Origin of the sequence: Pseudomonas sp. Tri1, from assembly GCF_017968885.1 — a bacterium.
GTDB lineage: Bacteria > Pseudomonadota > Gammaproteobacteria > Pseudomonadales > Pseudomonadaceae > Aquipseudomonas.
In genome coordinates this window covers 2,458,909-2,480,190 of the sequence record NZ_CP072913.1, presented here as the reverse complement: position 1 = coordinate 2,480,190, position 21,282 = coordinate 2,458,909, and the positions used below count along the sequence as shown (strand labels likewise).

The 21,282-nt window shown below is 57.7% G+C and carries 17 protein-coding genes; 5 read left to right on the top strand and 12 right to left on the bottom strand.

All coding sequences use genetic code 11. The annotated features are described in order from the left end of the window. The 5 genes from J9870_RS11020 to pyk all read right to left on the bottom strand — a co-directional run bounded on the left by J9870_RS11020 (window position 1) and on the right by pyk (window position 5,434). Window positions 1–1,626: an NADP-dependent glyceraldehyde-3-phosphate dehydrogenase gene (locus J9870_RS11020; protein WP_210643973.1), complete on the bottom strand. Its 1,626-nt coding sequence runs from the start codon at window positions 1,624–1,626 to the stop codon at window positions 1–3. A 97-nt stretch (window positions 1,627–1,723) separates the two neighbouring features. Next, window positions 1,724–2,503 carry a triose-phosphate isomerase gene (gene tpiA, locus J9870_RS11015; protein WP_210643971.1) on the bottom strand — a complete coding sequence of 260 codons (780 nt, stop codon included), beginning with the start codon at window positions 2,501–2,503 and terminating at the stop codon, window positions 1,724–1,726. Between the two features lie 3 nt (window positions 2,504–2,506). Then, a complete protein-coding gene (eno, locus tag J9870_RS11010) occupies window positions 2,507–3,808 on the bottom strand; it encodes a phosphopyruvate hydratase (protein WP_210643968.1) in 1,302 nt (433 codons plus the stop codon). Next, window positions 3,801–3,971, bottom strand: a complete 171-nt coding sequence (locus J9870_RS11005; protein WP_210643966.1) for a hypothetical protein — start codon at window positions 3,969–3,971, stop codon at window positions 3,801–3,803. The genes eno and J9870_RS11005 overlap by 8 nt, the downstream gene beginning before the upstream one ends. 14 nt (window positions 3,972–3,985) lie before the next feature. Further along, window positions 3,986–5,434, bottom strand: coding sequence for a pyruvate kinase (pyk, locus tag J9870_RS11000; RefSeq protein WP_210643964.1), 1,449 nt, complete (start codon window positions 5,432–5,434; stop codon window positions 3,986–3,988). A gap of 319 nt (window positions 5,435–5,753) precedes the next feature. Here pyk and J9870_RS10995 point away from each other — a divergent pair, with 319 nt between their 5' ends. From J9870_RS10995 to J9870_RS10985, 3 genes are all read left to right on the top strand, one after another. Beyond that, entirely contained in the window at window positions 5,754–7,376 is a 1,623-nt protein-coding gene (locus J9870_RS10995) for a methyl-accepting chemotaxis protein (RefSeq protein ID WP_210643962.1), read from the top strand. A 150-nt stretch (window positions 7,377–7,526) separates the two neighbouring features. Then, on the top strand, window positions 7,527–8,480 hold the full coding sequence (locus J9870_RS10990) for a GntR family transcriptional regulator (protein ID WP_246883099.1): 954 nt from the start codon (window positions 7,527–7,529) through the stop codon (window positions 8,478–8,480). After that, window positions 8,473–9,111 carry an aldolase gene (locus tag J9870_RS10985; RefSeq protein ID WP_210643960.1) on the top strand — a complete coding sequence of 213 codons (639 nt, stop codon included), beginning with the start codon at window positions 8,473–8,475 and terminating at the stop codon, window positions 9,109–9,111. Before J9870_RS10990 ends, J9870_RS10985 begins: the two co-directional genes overlap by 8 nt. Window positions 9,112–9,160: 49 nt before the next feature. Here J9870_RS10985 and acnA read toward each other — a convergent pair whose 3' ends face one another. Next, window positions 9,161–11,842, bottom strand: coding sequence for an aconitate hydratase AcnA (gene acnA, locus J9870_RS10980; RefSeq protein WP_210643958.1), 2,682 nt, complete (start codon window positions 11,840–11,842; stop codon window positions 9,161–9,163). Window positions 11,843–12,056: 214 nt separating this feature from the next. Between acnA and J9870_RS10975 the strand changes: the two genes are divergently transcribed. Continuing rightward, window positions 12,057–12,797 carry an ABC transporter substrate-binding protein gene (locus J9870_RS10975; RefSeq protein WP_210643956.1) on the top strand — a complete coding sequence of 247 codons (741 nt, stop codon included), beginning with the start codon at window positions 12,057–12,059 and terminating at the stop codon, window positions 12,795–12,797. Between the two features lie 38 nt (window positions 12,798–12,835). On the opposite strand, the gene J9870_RS10970 is transcribed toward J9870_RS10975, so the two are convergent. The 4 genes from J9870_RS10970 to J9870_RS10955 all read right to left on the bottom strand — a co-directional run bounded on the left by J9870_RS10970 (window position 12,836) and on the right by J9870_RS10955 (window position 17,048). Continuing rightward, window positions 12,836–13,876, bottom strand: a complete 1,041-nt coding sequence (locus J9870_RS10970; RefSeq protein WP_210643954.1) for an AbrB family transcriptional regulator — start codon at window positions 13,874–13,876, stop codon at window positions 12,836–12,838. Next, window positions 13,873–14,937 carry a lactonase family protein gene (locus J9870_RS10965; protein WP_210643952.1) on the bottom strand — a complete coding sequence of 355 codons (1,065 nt, stop codon included), beginning with the start codon at window positions 14,935–14,937 and terminating at the stop codon, window positions 13,873–13,875. The genes J9870_RS10970 and J9870_RS10965 overlap by 4 nt, the downstream gene beginning before the upstream one ends. A 42-nt stretch (window positions 14,938–14,979) precedes the next feature. After that, on the bottom strand, window positions 14,980–15,861 hold the full coding sequence (locus tag J9870_RS10960; RefSeq protein ID WP_210643950.1) for a LysR family transcriptional regulator: 882 nt from the start codon (window positions 15,859–15,861) through the stop codon (window positions 14,980–14,982). 116 nt (window positions 15,862–15,977) lie between these two features. After that, window positions 15,978–17,048: an isocitrate/isopropylmalate dehydrogenase family protein gene (locus J9870_RS10955; protein ID WP_210643944.1), complete on the bottom strand. Its 1,071-nt coding sequence runs from the start codon at window positions 17,046–17,048 to the stop codon at window positions 15,978–15,980. Between the two features lie 398 nt (window positions 17,049–17,446). Here J9870_RS10955 and dctA point away from each other — a divergent pair, with 398 nt between their 5' ends. After that, window positions 17,447–18,802, top strand: a complete 1,356-nt coding sequence (gene dctA, locus J9870_RS10950; protein WP_210643948.1) for a C4-dicarboxylate transporter DctA — start codon at window positions 17,447–17,449, stop codon at window positions 18,800–18,802. 53 nt (window positions 18,803–18,855) lie between these two features. Here the strand turns inward: dctA and J9870_RS10945 are convergent, their stop codons facing one another. Continuing rightward, window positions 18,856–19,872, bottom strand: a complete 1,017-nt coding sequence (locus tag J9870_RS10945) for an amidohydrolase family protein (RefSeq protein ID WP_246883098.1) — start codon at window positions 19,870–19,872, stop codon at window positions 18,856–18,858. An 83-nt stretch (window positions 19,873–19,955) separates the two neighbouring features. Beyond that, window positions 19,956–21,224, bottom strand: coding sequence for a 3-oxo-tetronate kinase (gene otnK, locus J9870_RS10940; RefSeq protein ID WP_210643946.1), 1,269 nt, complete (start codon window positions 21,222–21,224; stop codon window positions 19,956–19,958). Window positions 21,225–21,282 lie beyond the last annotated feature (58 nt).

Genomic DNA, 21,282 nt, shown 5'->3' with positions numbered 1-21,282 from the left:
CTAGAAGATGTAATCGGTGGTCAGGAAACTCGACTCACGCCGACGAATGATGTCGCTGACCAACTCTTTGTTGTTCTCCTGGAACTTGGTGGCCACCAACGTCCGGATGGAAAAGACCCGCAACGCATCATGGACTGACAAGGTGCCTTCGGCAGAGTTTTTACGACCATTGAAAGGGAAGCTGTCCGGCCCACGCTGGCATTGCGCGTTGATGTTGATCCGCCCCACCTGATTGGCGAACGCATCCACCAGTCGCCCCACTTGTGCGGGGTCGTTGCCGAAAATACTCAGTTGCTGGCCGAAGTCCGAGTCGAGGACGTAGTCGATGACCGTTTCCAGGTCACGGTAGACCACCACCGGCACGACCGGTCCGAACTGCTCTTCGTGATACACCCGCATCTCGGCGGTCACCGGGTAAAGCAATGCCGGGTAGAAGAATGTCTCGCAGACTTCACCACCTCCGGCATTGACCACCCTGGCGCCTTTGCTGACGGCGTCGGCCACAAGGCCAGTGAGAAACTCAGTCTTGCCGGGCTCCGGCAATGGCGTCAAAGCCACTCCGGCTTCCCAGGGCATGCCGGGTTTCAACTGGGCAAGCCTGGATTGAAACTTATCCAGAAAAGCGTCAACGACACTCTCATGCACGAAGAGGATTTTCAGTGCCGTGCAACGTTGCCCGTTGAACGACAGGGAACCGGTAACGGCTTCGGATACAGCGTTATCCAGATCGACATCCGGCAGGACGATGCCCGGATTCTTGGCATCCAGGCCGAGTGCAGCCCGCAAGCGATGTGGCTTGGGATGCAGTTTTTTCAGATCGCTGGCGGCCTTGTTGGTGCCAATGAATGCGAAGACGTCGATCTTGCCACTGGCCATTAACGCGCTGACAGTCTCTCGTCCGCTACCGTAGATGATGTTAATGACGCCAGCCGGAAAGCTGTCACGGAACGCTTCAAGCAAAGGTCGGATCAGCAGCACGCCAAACTTGGCGGGTTTGAACACCACGGTATTACCCATGATCAAGGCTGGAATCAATGTGGTGAACGTTTCGTTAAGTGGGTAGTTGTAAGGCCCCATGCACAGCGTCACCCCCAGCGGCACGCGACGGATCTGCCCCAGGGTGTCCTGTTCCAACTCGAAACGGCTGGATCGACGATCCAGTTCCTTCAGGGCATTGATGGTGTCGACGATGTAGTCGCAAGTGCGGTCGAACTCTTTCTCGGAGTCCTTGAGATTCTTGCCGATCTCCCACATCAACAACTTCACGACAGCTTCGCGCTGTTCACGCATGCGCTTGAGGAAAGCCTCGACGTGGCGAATGCGCTCGACCACGCGCAGGGTCGGCCAGGCACCCTGGCCCCGGTCATAAGCCTGCACAGCGGCGTCCAATGCGGTCATGGCGGCCTGCGCATCCAGCAACGGCGTACTGCCCAGAATGACGGACGCATGGCCTGTTTCTTTTTTCAGGCACACAGGGCTGCGCACGGCCGCCACTGGACCTTCCCACAATCGCAGCTCACCGTTGACGAGATACTCTCGCTGTTCGATCGCTGGGCCTGGGCGGTACTGGGCGGGAATGTCGTCAGCGCTTGGGAACAGTGCTTCGAGACGGCTGTTCAAAGTCATTTCATACCTCGGTGCTTGCAGGCGACGCGGGTCGGGAGACAGGATCGATCCGAGCCCCCGCGTCTACACATTCAAAAGAATTCATAGGGCGCAACGATCAGATCGTCGGCTTGGCCTGGGCTGCCTCGCAGATGGCAGCGAAGGACATCGCGTCCAGGGAGGCACCGCCGATCAAGCCGCCGTCTATGTCTGGCTGATTGAACAATCGCTCTGCATTGTCGGCCTTCACACTTCCGCCGTACAAAATCCTGCAATCGGCGGCTACACAGTCATGGTCAGCCAACCATTGCCGGATGTGGCGATGCACCGCTTGCGCCTGTTCAGGCGTCGCCGTTTCGCCCGTGCCTATGGCCCACACCGGCTCATAGGCAATCACGCCTTTGGCCAGCTCATCAATGCCCACGGCCTTGAGTACGGCATGCAACTGAGTGGTGACGACGGTTTGCGTTTCGCCGCTCTGGCGCTGGGCAAGGGTCTCGCCAACACACAGGACCGGAATGAGCCCGGCCTGCAAGGCCGTAGCAAATTTCTTCGCAACACAGGCATCATCTTCGCCATACAGCGCCCGACGCTCGGAGTGTCCGACCAACACGAAGCGACAGCCAATATCGCCAAGCATGGAGCCGCTGACCTCCCCCGTGTGAGCACCTGACAGCTCAGTACTGAGGTTCTGGGCGCCCAGTACGACGTCCGAATCATCGAGCAGATCCGCGACGGTAGCGAGATAGGGATACGGCGGGCAAAGCGCGATTTCGACACGTTCGAAACTCGAAATCACCGGCAACAGCCCCCGTAGCAAGGCCGCGTTGGCGGCGCTACTGCCATTCATCTTCCAATTGCCGATGACCAGTTTTTTCTTGTTCGCAGAGGTCGACATGGCTCAGGCTTTCCTTTGCAAAAGATCGGAGGTGTTGTACGGCGCACGCCCCTGCAGCGCCTCTTCGATGCGCAGCAGACGGTTGTACTTTCCAACCCGGTCGGATCGGCTGAGCGAACCCGTCTTGATCTGCCCGGCGCAAGTGGCGACCGCGAGATCGGCAATCGTGGTGTCTTCGGTTTCCCCTGAACGATGGGAGATCACGGCGGTGTACCCCGCATCCTGAGCCATGCGAATCGCGTCCAGCGTCTCGCTGAGTGTTCCGATCTGGTTGAACTTGATCAGGATGGAATTGCCGATGCCTTTCTGAATGCCCTCGCGCAGGATCCGGGTGTTGGTGACGAACAGATCGTCCCCCACCAGTTGCAGATGCCCCAGTTTCCGGGTCAAGCCAGCCCAACCGTCCCAATCACTCTCGTCCATCCCGTCTTCAATGGAAATGATCGGGTACCTGTCGCACAGCATGGCCAGGTAATCGGCGAACCCCGCCGAATCAAATGACTGGTCTTCACCCGCGAGCACGTAGTGACCGTCTTCATAGAACTCGGAGGCAGCACAATCGAGTGCCAAGGTAATGTCCTTGCCCAACTCGTAACCCGCTCGACTGACCGCCTCTTTGATAACAATCAACGCTTCTTCGTTGGAAGCCAACGAAGGGGCAAAGCCCCCTTCATCCCCCACCGCGGTGCTCAAGCCTCGCTCCGACAGAACCTTTTTCAAGGCATGGAAGACCTCGGCGCCCATGCGCAGCCCTTCACGGAACGACGCAGCACCGACGGGCTGAATCATGAACTCCTGAATATCGATGTTGTTATCGGCATGCTCGCCACCGTTGATGATGTTCATCATGGGCACCGGCATGCTGAACCGGCCTGGCGAGCCGTATAACGCCGCCAGATGTTCATACAAGGGAATGTTCTGGACCTGGGCGGCGGCTTTGGCCGTTGCCAATGACACGGCAAGAATCGCGTTGGCGCCCAGGATGCTCTTACTCTCCGTGCCATCCAGGGCGATCATGGCGTTGTCGATTTCGCGCTGGTTCAAGGCATCCAATCCAATGAGGCACTCGCGAATCGGATTGTTCACATTCTCGACCGCTCGCATGACCCCTTTGCCCATGTAGCGCAATGCGTTATCCCGCAGCTCGAGCGCTTCCCGTGAACCGGTCGAGGCACCAGAGGGGACGCTGGCAGTGGCACTGACTCCGTTGTTGAGGGTCACCACCGCTTCGACGGTCGGGTTCCCCCGCGAGTCCAGTATTTCCCGGGCAGCGATGTGTTGGATCAAGCTATTTTTACTAAGCATCTTTTTCCCCATTCGGATGGTTCGCAGCTGGCGTGGTGTTGTTCTGCGACCTCAGCAGTTCCTGCTGTTCCGCATACTGCTCACGAAAATCGAAGTCTCTAGGCCAAACGTCGCGAGCACGGTTATGCGCCTCGTCGTGGTCCGGTGAATTGATCGCACTCATCAACGTCTCCTCACTCAGCGAATGGTTTCACCAACGCATACGACGCGAAGGGAGTTGGTGCCACCCTGGGCGTTGGCGTAGTCGCCCTTGGTAATCAATACGTGATCGCCGGCCTTGACCACACCGCGCCGGGTCAATTGCTCCACGGCCTTTTCATTCACCAACTCTGGGGCGTACTCATCACTGTCGAACGGGATGGTGGTGACACCACGAAAAAGCGTGACCCGGTTCTGGGTCGCCAGGTTGCGAGAGAATGCAAAGATGGGCAGGTGTGAGCGGATACGCGACATCAAACGTGGGGTATCACCGCTTTCGGTCATGCAGATAATGGCTTTGACACCATGCAGGTGATTAGCCGCATACATCGCCGACATGGCGATGGATTCGTCAATCTTGTGGAACACCTGATCGACACGGTGCTTGGAGCGATGGGACTGCGGGTGTTTTTCGGCGCCGATGATGATTCGATGCATGGCCTCGACCGTCTCGATCGGATAGGCACCGGCTGCGGTTTCCGCAGAGAGCATTACCGCGTCGGTACCATCGAGCACCGCATTGGCAACGTCAAACACCTCGGCGCGAGTCGGCATCGACTGAGTGATCATCGACTCCATCATTTGCGTCGCCGTAATCACAACCCGATTCAACGTACGGGCGCGCTCGATAATCAGTTTCTGTACCGCCACCAATTCGGCATCGCCGATCTCCACGCCCAAATCGCCACGAGCGACCATCACCCCTTCCGACGCTTCGATGATCGCATCCAGAACACGCAGGTCATTGACGGTTTCGGCGCGCTCGATCTTGGCGATCAAGCCAGCCTGGCCTCCCGCCTCATGCAGCAATCGACGCGCCTGCTCCATATCCGAAGCATCCCGTGGGAACGACACGGCCAGGTAGTCCACTTGCATCTGTGCGGCAGTCTTGATATCGGCGAAATCCTTCTCGGTCAGCGCCGATGCGGAAAGCCCGCCGCCTTTGCGGTTGATCCCCTTGTTGTTGGAGAGCGGCCCACTGACCAGGACTTCACAAATCAATTGCGGCGCCTCGACCGCCAGGACCTTGAGCTCGATTCGCCCATCATCAAGCAACAAAATGTCACCTGGCCGGCTATCGGTAATCAGGGCCTCGTAGTCGATTCCGACGCGTTGCTGGTCGCCGGCATCCTTGTCCAGGGAAGCGTCGAGAATGAACTGCTGGCCTTTTTCGAGAACGACCTTGGCTTGCGCGAAACGCGCAATTCGAATTTTCGGACCTTGCAGATCAGCCAGTACCGCCACGAACCGTCCGTGCTTGGCCGCCAGCTCCCGTACTAACCGGGCACGAGCAATATGATCTTCGGCTTTGCCATGAGAGAAATTCAGACGCACGACATCCACGCCCGCCTTCACCAGCCCCTCTATAGCTTCGACCGACTCGGTTGCTGGCCCCAAGGTGGCCACGATTTTGGTTCTGCGCTGCATGACAGATGCTTCCTCGAACAAGGTTTTATTATTGAACGGCTAAAGAAAATCCGGTTTTGCCCGATGAATATTTGAACGTCAATATTCAATCTACTGAAAAAGCCATGAGCGCTGAGGGCAACCCACGCTTGGTCTCTAATGGAGAGATTCCCCAATGATCTCTGACCAAAAGCAAAGTTTGCAGATTCAGTCGCCTCAGAAGGCAGCCAAAAAATATTGGCATATTGACGCATAAAAATGCAATATTATTTTACCCCGTACAAAAACACGTTTCCGGTCAAGACCCGGACTACGCCACTCTAATGAAGGGACACCACTCATGATGCCAAGACATCTCTCAATCGCCGGTCGAATGATCCTCGGGTTCGTCATCATTGCCGCGCTGAGCGTCGCGCTAGGGGTATTCGCCCTGCGACAGATTGACGAGGTGCAGGACCAATCGATCCAGATCAAAGACAATTGGCTCCAGCGGGTTCGGGCACTGGGAGCGGCGAATGCGGCGTTGAACCGCTATCGCATGGGGTCGATGCAGCACATCCTTTCAGTCAGCGAAAAAGATATGCAGTCCTACGAGGAAAAGACCGCGGGACGCCTGCAACAAGTCCGTGAGCAGATGCAACGCTACGGACAACTGCTGGTCAGCGACGAAGAAAAAGATCGCTTGAACGCCTTCAACGCCAGCCTCGAGGTTTATGCAAAAAATCACCTCGAGTTGCTCAAGCTTTCTCGTCAAGGAGATAAGACCGGGGCCAGGGAATTTTTGATGAGCATCAGGGACTCGTACGACCAGATGACGAAAAACTTCGACGACCTGATCGAACGCTCGAACCAAGGCGCGGAAGCTGCTGGCAATCACTCGGTCGATGCTTATCAAAGCGCTGTCAGGGGAGTCGTGCTGGTTATCATCCTGGTCGGCATCGGCACAATCCTGGTGGCATGGCTGCTGACCCGCAGCATCACTGCACCGCTCAATGAAGCGGTAAGAGCGGCCAGGACGATTGCCGAGGGGGATCTAAGCAAACCCATTCAACCGACTGGAAATGACGAAACCACTCGTCTGCTCGAATCCCTGGCGACCATGCAGGACAACCTGATCCAAACCCTGGGTCGGATCTCCGGTTCATCGAAACAGCTGACCAGTGCCACTGCCCAATTGAACACCGTCACCGCGGCGTCAGGCCAGGATATTCAGCAGCAGCACGCAGAAATCGAACAGGCAGCCACGGCGGTCAATGAAATGACTGCCGCCATTGAGGAAGTTGCCCGCAACGCGCAGTCCACTTCAGAGCTGTCGGTGGCGTCCCGGGACATTGCTCTTCGAGGCCAACAGCGCATGGTTGAAACCTTGGGGGCAATCGAAACGCTTACCCGAGACGTGCAATTGAGCTCCAGCCAAGTGGAAGGTCTGGCGCAACAGGCACAGGGCATTGGAAAAGTGTTGGACGTGATTCGCACGATCGCCGAACAAACCAACCTGTTGGCGCTAAACGCGGCCATCGAGGCAGCACGGGCGGGTGACGCCGGACGTGGTTTCGCGGTAGTCGCCGACGAGGTCCGCGCGCTGGCGCACCGCACGGCACAGTCCACCCGAGAAATCGAAGCCATGATCAGCGGTATCCAGAGCGGAACGGATACCGCCGTGTCGACCATGCTCAGCAGCAGTGAAAACACCCGACTTACGCTGTCGCTGGCCCAATCTACCCAAAGTGCGCTGGCAGAAATCGTGGCCGCCAACGATGACATCAACCAACGAAACCTGATGATCACCACGGCCACCGAAGAACAGGCCCACGTGGCCCGCTCGGTCGACCGAAACCTGCTCAATATTCGCGACCTTTCCGTTCAATCAGCGACGGGCTCACAGCAGACCACCAGCGCCTCTCACTCCCTTGGCCTGTTGGCTCTGGAGCTGAATGCCATGGTGCAGCATTTCAAAATGTGAATCAGATACGTGCAATTTTTTGCACAATGCCACGCTAAAAAGTAGTCATATGCGATAAAACCTGATCGAATCGGAGCCATGCAGCATCTGATCTCACACTCCTGACCCGGATTGTGTTCTGTCGCCACCATTGCGTAAGTGATAACAGTTATGGCCTCAAGCGCCCTAGTACAACGAATCGCTGCCGAGATCCGGCAGAAGATCCAGACCGGTGAACTAGCCCCGGGCGCTCATCTCAGCGCGCAAAAAGTCGCCGATGAATTCAACGTCTCACGCTCTCCCGCCCGGGAAGCTCTGGTCTCGCTTTCAGAGCAAGGTACTCTTGAGCAGTTGCCCAATCGTGGGTTCTTCGTGCTGGAGTCGGTGCAAGACCCCACGCAGATCCACGACGAGGTACTGCCCCTTGAAGAGCCCGACGAGTATTACCGGCTCTCGGAAGACTGGCTGAACAATGCGATCCCGAGTGAGGTCACGGAGCAATTCCTGCGTACTCGCTACAACCTGACCAAAGCCCAGGTCATCGACATCCTCAATCGCGCGGCCAAGGTCGGATGGGCTGAGCCTAAACCAGGTTATGGCTGGCGCTTCCTGGATGTGGCGAAGACCCCGGAAACCCTTGAACAGATTTATAAGGTGCGCTCGCTGATCGAGCCTGCGGCATTGCTTGAACCGACTTACCTGCACGATCTGGCCAAGCTTCAACGCTTGAAAAAAGAGCAGCAGGACATGATCAACGGCGGCATCGATAGCCTGCCGGCGGATGTGCTCCTCAAAAACGGCATTCGTTTCCACGAAGAGTTCATCAAGCTTTCCGGCAACCCGCTGTATCACATGATTCTGGTGCAAATGAACAACATGCGGCGGCTGATCGAATACCGCTCGATGATCGACCGCAAGCGCCTCTACAAGCAATGCGCCGAACACATTCGGATGATCGAGCTGGTGGAACAGGGCAGTAACCTGGAAGCCGCGCATCTGATGAAGCAGCACCTGAGCGGCTCCTTTGCCCATAAATCACCGATCCTGAAACTGCGATCGGAGTCCACCGCCCCCCTTCACTTTCAGGCCTCGGCACAGGCCTTGAGGAGATCACCCGTTGAGTAACGAAGAACAACTACGTGAAGAAATCTGCGCCGTTGGAAAAAGCCTCTATGAACGCGGCTACACCGTAGGCAGCGCGGGAAACATCAGTGCCCGCCTGGAGGACGGCTGGTTGATCACCCCCACCGATGCGTGCCTGGGAAGACTGCGACCAGAGGAGATCGCCAAAGTCAGCCGGGACGGTACTTGGGTGTCGGGCAACAAACCGTCGAAAACCCTCGAATTGCATCGCCAGGTGTACGACCGCAACCCTGAAGTCAACGGCGTGGTTCACACCCATTCGACCTCGCTCGTAGCACTGACGCTCGCCGGGGTGTGGAACAACGACGATATCCTGCCGCCATTGACGCCTTATCAAGTCATGAAGGTCGGTCACATCCCATTGATTGCCTATCAGCGCCCCGGTTCACCCGAGGTGGCGGCGCAAGTGGCGCAACTGGCCAACAAGGTCCGCGGGGTCATGCTGGAGCGCCTGGGCCCGGTGGTTTGGGAAAGCTCTGTCTCCAAGGCGAGTTTCGCCCTGGAAGAGCTGGAGGAAACGGCAAAGCTCTGGATGATGAACGATCCCAAACCTGCACCGCTGGGTGAAAACGCAATTGAAGAGTTGCGCCAGGTGTTCGCTGTCAAGTGGTAGCCCCCAAAGCGGTCTTTGAACACTGAAGTTCAAAGACCGCTTTTTTGGTTTAAACCGCCTCGGCCACGACCTTACGCACGACATACGGCAGAATACCGCCCTCCCTCAAGTAGAGGGTTTCCTGCTGGGAATCCAGTTGCAGAATCAACGACACCGACGCCTGCCCACCGTCAGCGCGATTGATCGTCAGGGTCACCGAATTGGCGCCCACCCGCAGTGCATCCAGACCGCCGAAGTCCAGTGACTCATCGCCCCTCAGTTGCAAGCTCGCGACATTGCCCCCCGCTGCAAAGGTAATGGGCAAGATACCCATGCCGATCAGGTTGCTGCGATGGATACGCTCAAAACTTTGCGCGATGACGGCTTTGACGCCCAGCGTGGCCTGCGCCTTGGCGGCCCAATCACGGCTGGAGCCCGCGCCATAGTTGAAACCGGCAATGATCACCAGTGGGACCTCCTTGGCGACATAGCTCAGCGCCGCGTCGTAGACCCGTTGAACAGAACCGTCGTAGGCCAGGGCGAATCCCCCCTCCCCCGGTTGTCGCTCCAGCAGTTGATTCCTCACTGCCCGATTGACGAACGCACCGCGCATCATCACCTCGTGATTGCTGCGGCGAGTCGAGTACTGATTGAGGTCCTCGGGGTTTTCGCCGCGTTCAATCAGCCACTGCCCGGCCTGGCTTTCGAGTGGAATCGCACTGGCCGGCGAGATGTGGTCGGTGGTGACGTTATCACCCAACACCATCAACAGCCGCGCGCCTTGAATCGACAGCTCGGCGCTAGCCTGGGGTTTGACGTTTTGCAGATAAACAGGTCGGCGCAAATAAGTTGAATTCGGTGCCCACGGGAATTGCACACTGCCGCTGGCCGACAGCGCCTGCCAGTGGTGAGTGCCGTCCCACAGCATCGCGTTGCGCTTGCGGAACAGCTCCGGGCGAACGGTCTGCCTGACCAGTGCCTGGATCTGCTCTTCGGTCGGCATCAGCTCATGCAGATAAACATCATTGCCCGCCGCATCTTGCCCCAACGGCTCGTTCTGGATATCCATGTTGACCGTGCCAGCCAAGGCGTAGGCAACGACCAGCGCCGGCGAAGCCAGGTAACCGACCTGCACGCGCGGATTGACCCGTCCCTCGAAGTTGCGATTACCGGACAACACCACCACGGTCTTGAGCCCCTGATCGGAAAAGCGCTCCATGTGCTCTTCGAGGCTGCCTGAGTTACCGATGCAGGTCATGCAGCCGAACCCGGCCAGGTCAAAACCCAGGGCCGAGAAATCGCTCAGCAAACCCGCTTGCTCCAGGTAATCAGCCACCACCCGCGAGCCCGGCGACAACGAAGTCTTGACCCAAGGCTTGCTGCGCAAACCACGCCGCTGGGCGTTGCGAGCCAGCAATCCGGCCTGGATCATCTGGCTCGGGTTGGCGGTGTTGGTGCAACTGGTGATCGCGGCCAGAGAAATGGCGCCATGGGTCAATGCCTGGCCAAACGAAGGCTCGAAGTACTCGGCGTCATGGTCCGAGGAGCGGGCAATTACGCCCTCCCGCTCCCCCAGGATGTCTTGCCGGAAAGAGGGTGCGGCATCCGACAGTTTGCGCCACTGATGCGGCTGATGCGGCCCGGCGACGCTGGGTTCGATGGCCGCTAGGTCCAGCTCGATCACGTCATCGAAGTGCGGCTCGGGCAGAGAGTCGTGTCGCCATAGACCTTGGGCTTCAAGGTAGGCCTGGATGCGCACGATGGTGTCCTCGCTGCGCCCGGTCAGGTGCATGTATTGCATCGTGCTGTCGTCGAACGGGAAGAACACCACCGTGGCACCGTATTCAGGAGCCATGTTCGACAATGTGCCTCGTGCCGCCCAGCCGAGTCTCGACAACCCAGGACCGCAAAACTCGACGAATTTCCCCACTACGCTTTTGGCACGCAGTATCTGGGTGATGCGCAAAGCCAGGTCGGTGGCGGTTACTCCGGGTCGCAGTTCATTGCTCAAGCGGATGCCGACGGTTTCAGGAAAACTGATCGGCACCGGCTCGCCCAGCATGGCTGCCTGCCCCTCCAGCCCCCCCACGCCCCAGCCCAGCACGCCAATGGCGTTGATCATGGGCGTGTGGCTGTCGGTTGCGACGATGTCGTCAGGATGCAGCAGCGGCTGGCCATCGGTGGTCCGACTTTCCCAGACCACGGTGGCCAGTGACTCCATATTGACTTGGTGGATGATCCCGGTACCCGGTGGCACGACCTTGAAATTCGTCAGGCTCTTTTGTGCCCACTTGATGAATTCGTAACGCTCGGTGTTTCGCCGATAATCGATGTCCAGGTTCTTTTCGACGGCATCCGGCTCGGCATAGCGCTCGACAATCACGGAATGATCGATGACCAGCACCGCCGGAATCATCGGATTCATGGTTTGCGGCGCGCCGCCCATTTCAGCCACCATGTCCCGCATGCCGGCGAAATCGGCCAGCGCCGGCAGACAGGTGGTGTCGTGGAACATCAACCTGTTGGGATAGAACGGCACTTCGCAGGCGGGCGCGCCGTCCCGTATGCAGGCGATGACCCCGTCCAGCGCCGCCGGCGAGCAACGCGCCACATTCTCCAGCAGGATACGAATCGAATAGGGCAAGCGTGAGAGTTCGTCTCGGCTCAGTATTTTGTGCAGATCCACGTAGGCGTAACGAATGTCACCCACTTGAAGATGGTTTAAATAACGTGCATCGACGGCTGAAATCATGGATGGGTCATTCACTGATTGAGAGCATGAACGAACGACGCTAAGAGGTCGTTCAATTGGCCCCAGCCTAACCAATGGCCGGCCTGAGTAAAATTGAGCGTTGGGCAAGCCAGCGTTCGTCAATGGAGAACGCTGGCTTGATGAGCCTGAAATTGTCAGGCGCGGCGCACTGCCCTACTCTCGGGCCGATGACACCTTCCCTGGAGAACCCTGTATGCCCACCCCTAGCGCAGAAGCCCTGAACGATCTCGCCCCGACTGGCGTACTCAGAGCCGCCATCAATTTTGGCAACCCGGTGCTTGCGCAGCGCAATACCGAAACAGGACAGCCTCAAGGGGTTTCCGTAAGCCTGGCTGTGGAGCTGGGTAGACAACTGGGTGTTCCGGTCGAGTTCATCACGTATGACGCCGCGGGCAAGGTGTTCGCGGCCTTGGCGCAGCAGCAATGGAACATCGCGTTCCTGGCTATCGAGCCGGTGCGCGAAGCCCAGGTCGCCTTCAGTGAGCCATACGTAATCATCGAAGGCACCTATCTGGTCAAGAGCGACTCGCCGTTCCACAAGATGGAAGATCTGGATCAACCCGGCGTGCGGATCGCCGTCGGCCAGGGCGCGGCTTACGACTTGTACCTGAGCCGAACCCAGCAACATGCATCGCTCGTCCGTGCGCCGACCTCCGCAGGCGCGGTGGACCTGTTTCTGGACGAAGGTCTGGATGCAGCAGCGGGTGTACGTCAGCCACTGCTCAAGGTTGCCGAAGCCAACAGCGGGTTGCGCGTGCTGGAGGGATACTTCACCTCGATTCGCCAAGCGATGGGCGTTCCCGTGCAATGCGTCGCAGGTGCGGCCTACGTCAGGGCGTTTCTGGAGGAACAGAAAGCCAACGGTTTCGTCCGCAAGGCACTCGCCGACAGTGGTCAGAGCGATGTCACGGTAGCCCCCTTGCAGGGCCATTGACACTTGACCCATGGTCGATTGAAACGCCGCTGCCCCACTCAACGACGAAGGCGTTTCAACCACGCTTTATGCACTGGCTCGGCACACAGCATCACCACCACCAGCCGCATGATCTGCATCGCCGTGACAATACCGACTCCCAGGTTCAGGGCCTCGGCGGTCAGGTACATCTCCGTGCTGCTGCCCGGCATCATGCCCAATGCCAGCGTCATCACCGGAAAGCCTAACCAATACCCGATGCCAAGAGCCAGCATCAGTGTGCAGCCGATCATCGCCAGGGTGAACAGCGACACCTTGAGCAGGAAGGTCGGTGAGGCCCGGAAGAATTGACGATCAAAATAACCACCGAGGGCGCAGCCGATCATTAGCTGACCGTAATGACTGAGCTGCACGGGCAGTGCCGTTTGCAGGTTGAAACTGGCGGTGAAAAGGGCGCACAAAGCCATCGGACCAAACATCCATGGATTGGGCAACTTGTAGCGTTTCCAGATCATCGCCGTCAGCGCCCCACCTATCAGCAGCGGAAGGAGCCAATACCAATCACTCGGCAAACGGGCATGCACCGCCGTCGGAGAGATTTTCGCGGCAAAAAACATCGCGGGCGGGACACACAGTACGATCAACACCAGGCGCACGCTGTGAGCCGCGGCGATCTGACTGACGTTGGCCTTGTGCCTGATCCCGGACTGAATCATTTCTGAAAAATTGGCCGGCATGAACGCAAAAAATGCGGTCGTCAGGTCCATGCCCCGACGCCGCATGAACTCGATACCGAGCAGTGCGAGGAACAGGGTCAGAAACGCCGCGAACAGCATCATCGCGAAATGCCCCAGGATCTGCTCCAGTACCACAGGCGTGAAGTGCAAACCGATGGAGGTCGCAATCATCCATTGTCCGGACAGGCGCCCATAGGGAATTTCCCCCACGCGCCAGCCCAGGCAACGCACCAGGATCACCGCCAACATCGACCCGATGATCCACGGCAGCGGCCACTCGAGATAGCTGGCGACCAGAGCACCGGCAACGCCAACCACGGGTGTCGCCCACCACGATCGCATCGAGGCGAAGAACGCCTTCATGCCCTCGGGCCACCGAAGACCATGCACACCGGACTGCCTGTCTCGATCACCTCACCCGTCATGGCCAACTCCCCAGTCGTTGGGTCAACCCTGAAAACCACGATCGTATCGCTGTCCTCATTGGCGGCGTACAAGAAGCGCCCATCGGGTGACAACGCAAAGAATCGTGGCGTCCGACCTTCCGTCGGCGTCGCCGACTTGAATGTCAGCCAACCCGTTTGCGGGTTAATGTTGAAGAGCGCGATCGTGTCGCTGCCCCTGTTCGAGGCGTACAGGAAACGACCTGTTGCATCGACTTCAATCTCTGCAGCGGTGCTGTCGCCAGTAAAGGACTCGGGCAACGCAGAAATCACCTGCTGCGGCTTAAGCTCCCCGCTTTTGCCGTCAAAGTGGTAGGTCGCGACCGTGGAGTCCAGCTCATTGACCGAGTAGACAATTGGCAGCCCAGGATGAAAAGCGACGTGACGCGGCCCCGCCCCTTTTCGCGTGGCGACGAACGGACAGTCCGCCGGCAGCAGCCTGCCAAGTGACGAATCGAATCGATAAGTGAAAATCCGATCCAACCCTTTATCCGGAACGAGCACAAACTTTCCACTGGGATCAAATGGGTTGAAATGCGGTTTCGGATTCTTCTGCTCCACTCGATGGGGTCCGATCGGCCCGACAGTCGACACTTGATCACAGCGTTCACCCAGCTCGCCCGAGGCAAGGATCGGTAGCACAACGACCGAACCACTGTAGTGATTGCTCACCACGAGAAAATCACTGTCCGGCGAAATCGCCAGATGAGCCGGATTGTGGCCGTGGGTATTCTGGCTATTGAGATAACTCAACGCACCATCAGGATTGATTCTGAAGGCACTGGCCTGGTCCGTATCGCCATGGACGCAATAGAGAAAATCCTGTTGCTTACTGATGGCTAGAAAAGACGGGTTTACCAATCCATCCACCAGTTGCACATGGCTCAGGCACCCCGTCTGGGCATCCATGCTGTAAACATTGATACCGTTACCGCGAGCATTTCTTTCACGAGTGGTACGACAGCCGACATAAATAAACATGAACTCACCTCGCAGGGCGAACAGACGCTTTCACCGCGCCTGTCACGCGGTCAAGTGCGCAACGAACGCACGAGCAGTAGGGGGTAGGCCTTCAAATCGACGAGCGACGATTTGCAACTGACGTTTGGCCCAGGGCTCGGCAAGCGTGACCGCCTGCAAATGAAAGGGCCGTAGATACGGGCGCAACACATCACGGGGCAATATGCAGATGCCAAGGTTGGTCGAAACTATCCTGCACATGCATTCAAAACTGGAAACGCGAACGCGCTGCCTGACCGTTTTGCCCAACGACTCGGCTTGTTCAGTCAACAGCCGGTGGACCGAACTTTCCAGGTGAGGGCCGATGAACTCATAGTGCAACGCCTGCTCGAAACGGGCGTGCGCCTGCCCCGCCAGCGGATGATGTTCGGCAACCGCGATCACCAATTCATCCGTGCGATAGGGCAGTGTTTCCAAGTCCAGGGAGGATGTCTGTTCGGCGATGATACCGACATCCGCCCGCCCATCTGAGACGGCTCGCACAATGGCCGCGCCGACGCGCTCCTCGATGTCGAACTTGATGTCGGGATAGGTTTCCAGGAACGAACCGATGTCCAGGCTCAACTGTTGCGCCAACGCGGAGGTGATGGCATGCAAGCGCACATGGCCTTTGATACCGGCGCCGTATTCACTCAGCTCCTGATCCATCTTCTGCAGGGTTTCATTGACCTGCAGCGCGTAATGACGCAGCGACTGCCCTGCGGGCGTCAGTTCCATGCCACGGGGGTAACGAATGAACAGGGGCGAACCTACTTTCTCTTCAAGCTCGCTGATTCGTTTACTGACCGCGGACGTCGCCAGATGACAGAGTTGCGAGGCCTTTGTCAGGTTTCGCTGCTCCGCCACTGCCATGAAAATCTCCAGGCTGAGCAGATCATGGCGCATGGACCACTGCCTTCTCGAACTCTTCTAACAATTTGAATGTCCCCGACGCTTTCTTGTTATTAATCGCGCAACAGTTCAGACAACGGGCGGCATGACCGGCATGCCGCCCGAGCCGATCAGCCCAGGATGACCTTGGCGACCGCTTCGCCAAACGCCTTGGTGCCGAACGAACCACCCAGGTCCGGGGTACGTTGCTCTGGGTTCTTCAGGACCGCGTCGACCGCCTTGTCCATTGCCAGACCCGCATCGATCAAGGCCTGGCTGTCATGATGTTCACCCATCCATTGCAGCAACATGCCCACCGAAAGAATCATCGACACCGGGTTGGCTTTGTCCTGGCCGGCGATATCAGGCGCAGAACCATGTTGGGCCTGGGCGCAGCAATGAACGTCGCTGGCCATCATCGAACCGGCCAGCCCCAGGCTGCCGGACAACTCGCTCGCCAGGTCGCTGATGATGTCGCCGTAGAAGTTCGTCGCCACCAGCACGTCAAAACGCTCGGGGTTACGCACCAGGTGTGCCGTCGAGGCATCGACCAGCAGGTCGTCCAGCTCGACTTCAGGGAAATCCTTGGCCACGTTGCGCACGCATTCCAGGAACAGGCCGTCGGTCATGTGGAAGCTGTTGGCCTTGTGGATGGCGGTGACCTTCTTGCCACGCTTCATGGCCAGTTCAAAAGCACGGCGAGCGATGCGGTCGCTGCAATGACGAGTGATCTTGCGCGTCGACAGGGCCATGTCCGGGGTCGGCATCACTTCGCCCCAACCGCGGCTCATGTTGCGGTCCGGGTAAAAGCCTTCCGTCGCTTCGCGCATGATCACCAGGTCCATCGTCTTGCCTTCCTTCATGTTTGAAGTCAGGAACGGACGGGTACGCGCAGGACGCACGTTGGCGTACAGGTCCAGGCCGATACGGAAGCCGGCGGAGACGTTACGACCGCCCTTCTCCGGCGCCGGATAATCGGCGTGGGACTGAGTACCCAGAATGATGCCCTCGTAGCCCTTGGCCTTTTCCAGCACTTCTTCACGCAAGGTGGTGCCGTATTTTTCAAGGCTGGTGAAACCAACGTCGTCGTAATCGAACTCCAGGCCCAGATCGAATTTTTTGTTGGCGGCTCGCAGGACCGACATCGACGACTCAACGATTTCCGGACCAATACCATCACCAGGAAGAACCAAAATACGCATCGAACACCCCTTGCTTATTGTTGAGCTGATTTTCTGGAGCCGGTGCGTCAGGCACCGCCTCGATTTATGTATATCGTAAATACAAAGTACAATATTGGCGAAGCGAAGTCCCTAAATGATCGCTGCCGTTCATCACGCCCTGTCCGGCAGCATCGTTTTCGCTTCCGCAAGATTGCATTTTATTGCATCAATATTCAATTTATACAACCTTTTCATCTCATCTCCGTTCAAAATTCTTCCTTTCATCTTGTCTTGTCAAAAAAAATTGTCTTTTGTTGCATCAAGAGGCAATTTAAGTTCGCTCACACGACGCTCGCCACACCAGGGAATGCTTTTCCTGTGTCGGCCGACAACAACAATTAGGAGCTTTTCGGCTCCAGACGTCAGGAGTTTTCCCCGTGAAATTCGCGCTACTACGCCCGCTAAAACCCCTCTACATCCAAGTCCTGCTCGGGGTCATCCTCGGAACCCTTTTCGCGCTTTTTGATGCCAAAGCGGCCGTGGAAATGAAGGTGCTGGGGGATGTCTTCATCAAATTGATCAAGATGGTCGTCGCGCCAGTCGTATTCGCTACGGTGGTGGTGGGCATCGCCAGAATGGGTGACATCCGCTCGGTTGGCCGGGTGGGCGCCAAGGCACTGCTATATTTCGAGATCGTGACCACCGCGGCACTCGTTATCGGCCTGCTCGTCGCCCACCTGATGCAGCCAGGTGCCGGCATGAACATCGATCCCAAGAGCCTGGATATGTCGGCGGTGGCGGGCTACGCAAAGATTGCCAGTGAGCAGTCACTGCGCGAATTTTTCCTGCACATCATTCCAGACTCGGTCATGGGCGCCTTCGTGAATGGTGAAATCCTGCCCGTCGTGTTCCTCGCCGTTCTCTTTGGCGTGGCATTGGCGCAAGGCGGAAAGCGAGTGGCCACTTTCGTGGATGTGATCGACCAAGGGTTGATCACGCTATTCTCCATCATCGGCTACCTGATGAAATTCGCGCCCATCGGTGCTTTCGGCGCTATCGCATTCACCGTTGGCAAGTATGGAATCGGCAGCCTGGCGACGCTCGGCTACCTGATGATGGCGTTCTACACAACCTGCATCGTGTTCATCTTCGGGATTCTGGGACTCATTCTGAAAGTGTGTGGCGTGAACATCTTCGCTTTTCTGGGCTACCTGAAAACCGAACTGCTGATCACCCTGGGAACCGCCAGTGCGGAGCCGGCATTGCCGGGGCTGCTGCAAAAACTGGAGAAGCTGGGCTGTGAGAAAAGCGTGGTAGGCCTCGTCGTACCAACCGGGTACGCCTTCAACCTGGATGGTGTGTGTATTTACCTGACCATGTCCGTGATCTTTATCGCCCAGGCGACCAACACGCCACTTACGCTTTCCCAGGAGCTGACCGTACTGGCAATCGGGCTGTTCACATCCAAGGGCATGAGCGGCGTTCCCGGCGGTGGCTTTGTCGCTTTGGCGGCAACCCTGGCGAGTGTCCACGTGCTGCCACTCAGCGCCATTGCGTTGCTCGTAGGCATCGATCGATTCATGGGCGAAGCGCGAGCCGTCACATCGATCATTGGCAATGCCGTGGCCGGGATCGTGATCTCGAAATGGGAGGGTGCGCTGGATACGGAGCGCATGAATCAGGTCCTGCGGGGCGAATACGTCGAGCCAGAACCGGAGGTCGAATCGCAGTCATATCCTCTTCCGGCCTCGCAAAACCACACGGAAGCCAATGGGGTGACCACGCATTCCTGAATCTTGGACAAGCAAAAAGGGGCGCCAGGCGCCCCTTCTGCTTGAGCCCCCTATCAAAAACCGTAGAGCTTGGCCGGGTTATCGACGAGAATTTTTTCGACCATGGCATCGCTCTGTGCCCACACCTGCAACAAATCAAACATCGACGCGTCATCGGGCATCGGCTTTTTCTTCGACTGCAGGCTCGGATGCGGCCAATCGGTCCCCCAGACCACACGTTCTGGCGCCAATGCAATCATTTCCCTGGCCAAGCTTTTGACATCATCGTAATCGGGGCCACCCAGTACCGAGTCCTGATAGGCACCTGAGACTTTTACCCACGCCCGATCCCGATCAACCAATCGAGCAATCATCTTGAACACGGGATGATCGCTCCAGTTCTCCAAAGGGATTCGGCCGAAATGATCGAACGCGATTTGCACAGGCAAGCGAGACAGCAACGCCTCCAACTGGATCAATTCGTCGGGCCGCGTGTGGATCTCCACATGCCAGCCCAGGTCTGCGATGAGTTTTGCCAGGGGCTCAATCATCTCGACGGTGGTGGCGCTTCCCGTTCCAAGGTTGAACCGTATGGCGCGAACACCTCGCTCATGCAGGCGGCGCAACTCACTGACCTGGACCTTGTCATCCACGACCGCGACGCCCCGTGACTGCCGGCCAAGCTTGGCTAACGCGGCCAACATACAACGATTGTCAGTGGCGTAGGACGATGGCTGAATCACAACGCTGCGGGTCAGTCCCAGTCGCGCCTGAATACGTCGATAGTCTTCCACGCTTGCGCTTGGAAGATTTCGATCATCGTAATAAGGGAACGCCCGATCATAGATGTGATGATGGCAGTCACAAGCGAGTGGAGGGACACGCAGGCGAGGCGACTGGGTGCCGCTGCTAAAAGGATAGGCTTCATCGGCAAAGCTGTAAGCCATATGGGTCGCGGCGAATCCCAACCCGCCCAGCCTGCCGAGATTTTTTATGAATTGACGACGATTGGAGGGTCTGAGCACTTCTTTATCCTTATTTTTATCGTCTTGGGTGAAGGCGTATTTCCAATAGCAAAGAAGAGCAGGCAAGGCTGCAGGCGCTGATTGTCAGCACCCTCCTCCAAGCCAAACACAAAAATATGCGGGCCTGGAGGACGCCCTGGCCGGGCAAATCACGGCGCGCAGGCCAACGCCTTCTCGAAGAAATCGACGGTGCCAAAATTTCCGGATTTCAGCGCCAGCGCAACCGGGTCATCCCGCAAGCCGAGTGTCCATGGCACACCCGGGTCAATCGTTGCGCCGATTCTCAGCGCCTTGACCTGGAGAGCCTTGACCACCGCACCGGACGTTTCGCCACCGGCCACCACCAGTTTGCGTACACCCATTTCGTACAGGCCAACCGCAACCGCGGACAAGGCGTCTTCCATGAGTTGACCCGCGGCTTCCACACCAAGCTTTTGCTGGGCGAGTTTGACAGTCTCTGGCTGTGCGCTTCCGTAGATCAAGACAGGGCCCTTTTGAATCAGGTCCTTGGCCCACTCAAGTGCTTCAGCGACTTGATCGTGACCATTGGCCAAGAGCAGTGGGTCGAGTGAGAAACTTGGATGGTTTTTTTGCCAGTGTGCGACCTGGCTGTTGGTCGCCACTGAACAACTGCCGGAAACAACCGCGCCCAGACCTTGGACGGCGGGCAGCGCCGAGGCGGCCGCACCGTCTCCGAGCAAACCTGTACGACGAAAATTGTCGGGTAGACCCAGCGCCACGCCGGAGCCACCGGTTACCAGTTTATGCTCCGCAACAGCCTCGCCGATCGCATACAGATCCTCATCGTCGATCGCATCGACGATGGCATAGCCCTGGCCCTGGGCCGCAAGGTTTTTGAAGGCCATTGAAATGGCTTGTGCACCTTTGTTCACGACCGAATGCGCAACGAGTCCTACTGGCTTGCGCGTCTGCTGTTGCAGCACTCGAACCAGATTGGAGTCGGTCATGGGCGTCAACGGATGATTGCGCATGCCGGATTCGCTCAGCAACTGCTCGCCAACGAACAAGTGGCCGTTAAAAATCGTGCGTTTGTTTTCCGGAAATGCAGGACAGGCCACCGCAAAGGCAACACCCAAGGCATTGGCGAGGGCGTCGGTGACAGGACCGATATTGCCCCGGGAGGTCGAATCAAACGTCGAGCAATACTTGAAAAAAAATTGTTGGCAGCCCGTCGCGCGCAGCCACTCCAGCGCGTCGAGCGACTGAGCGACAGCCTCTTCGGGGCTGATGGTGCGGCTTTTCAGGGCAATCACCACCGCATCAATGTCATCCGGCAAGGGCCCCTCGGGCACTCCGATCACTTGCAGCGTTCGCATCCCACCCCTGACAAGCGTACTGGCCAAGTCAGTACCGCCCGTAAAATCGTCTGCGATGCAACCGAGTAGTAAGTGACTCACTGTTCTCTCCTCGCGCCCCTCCCTTGGTTACCTCAAGGAAGAACAGGCATTCTCTTGT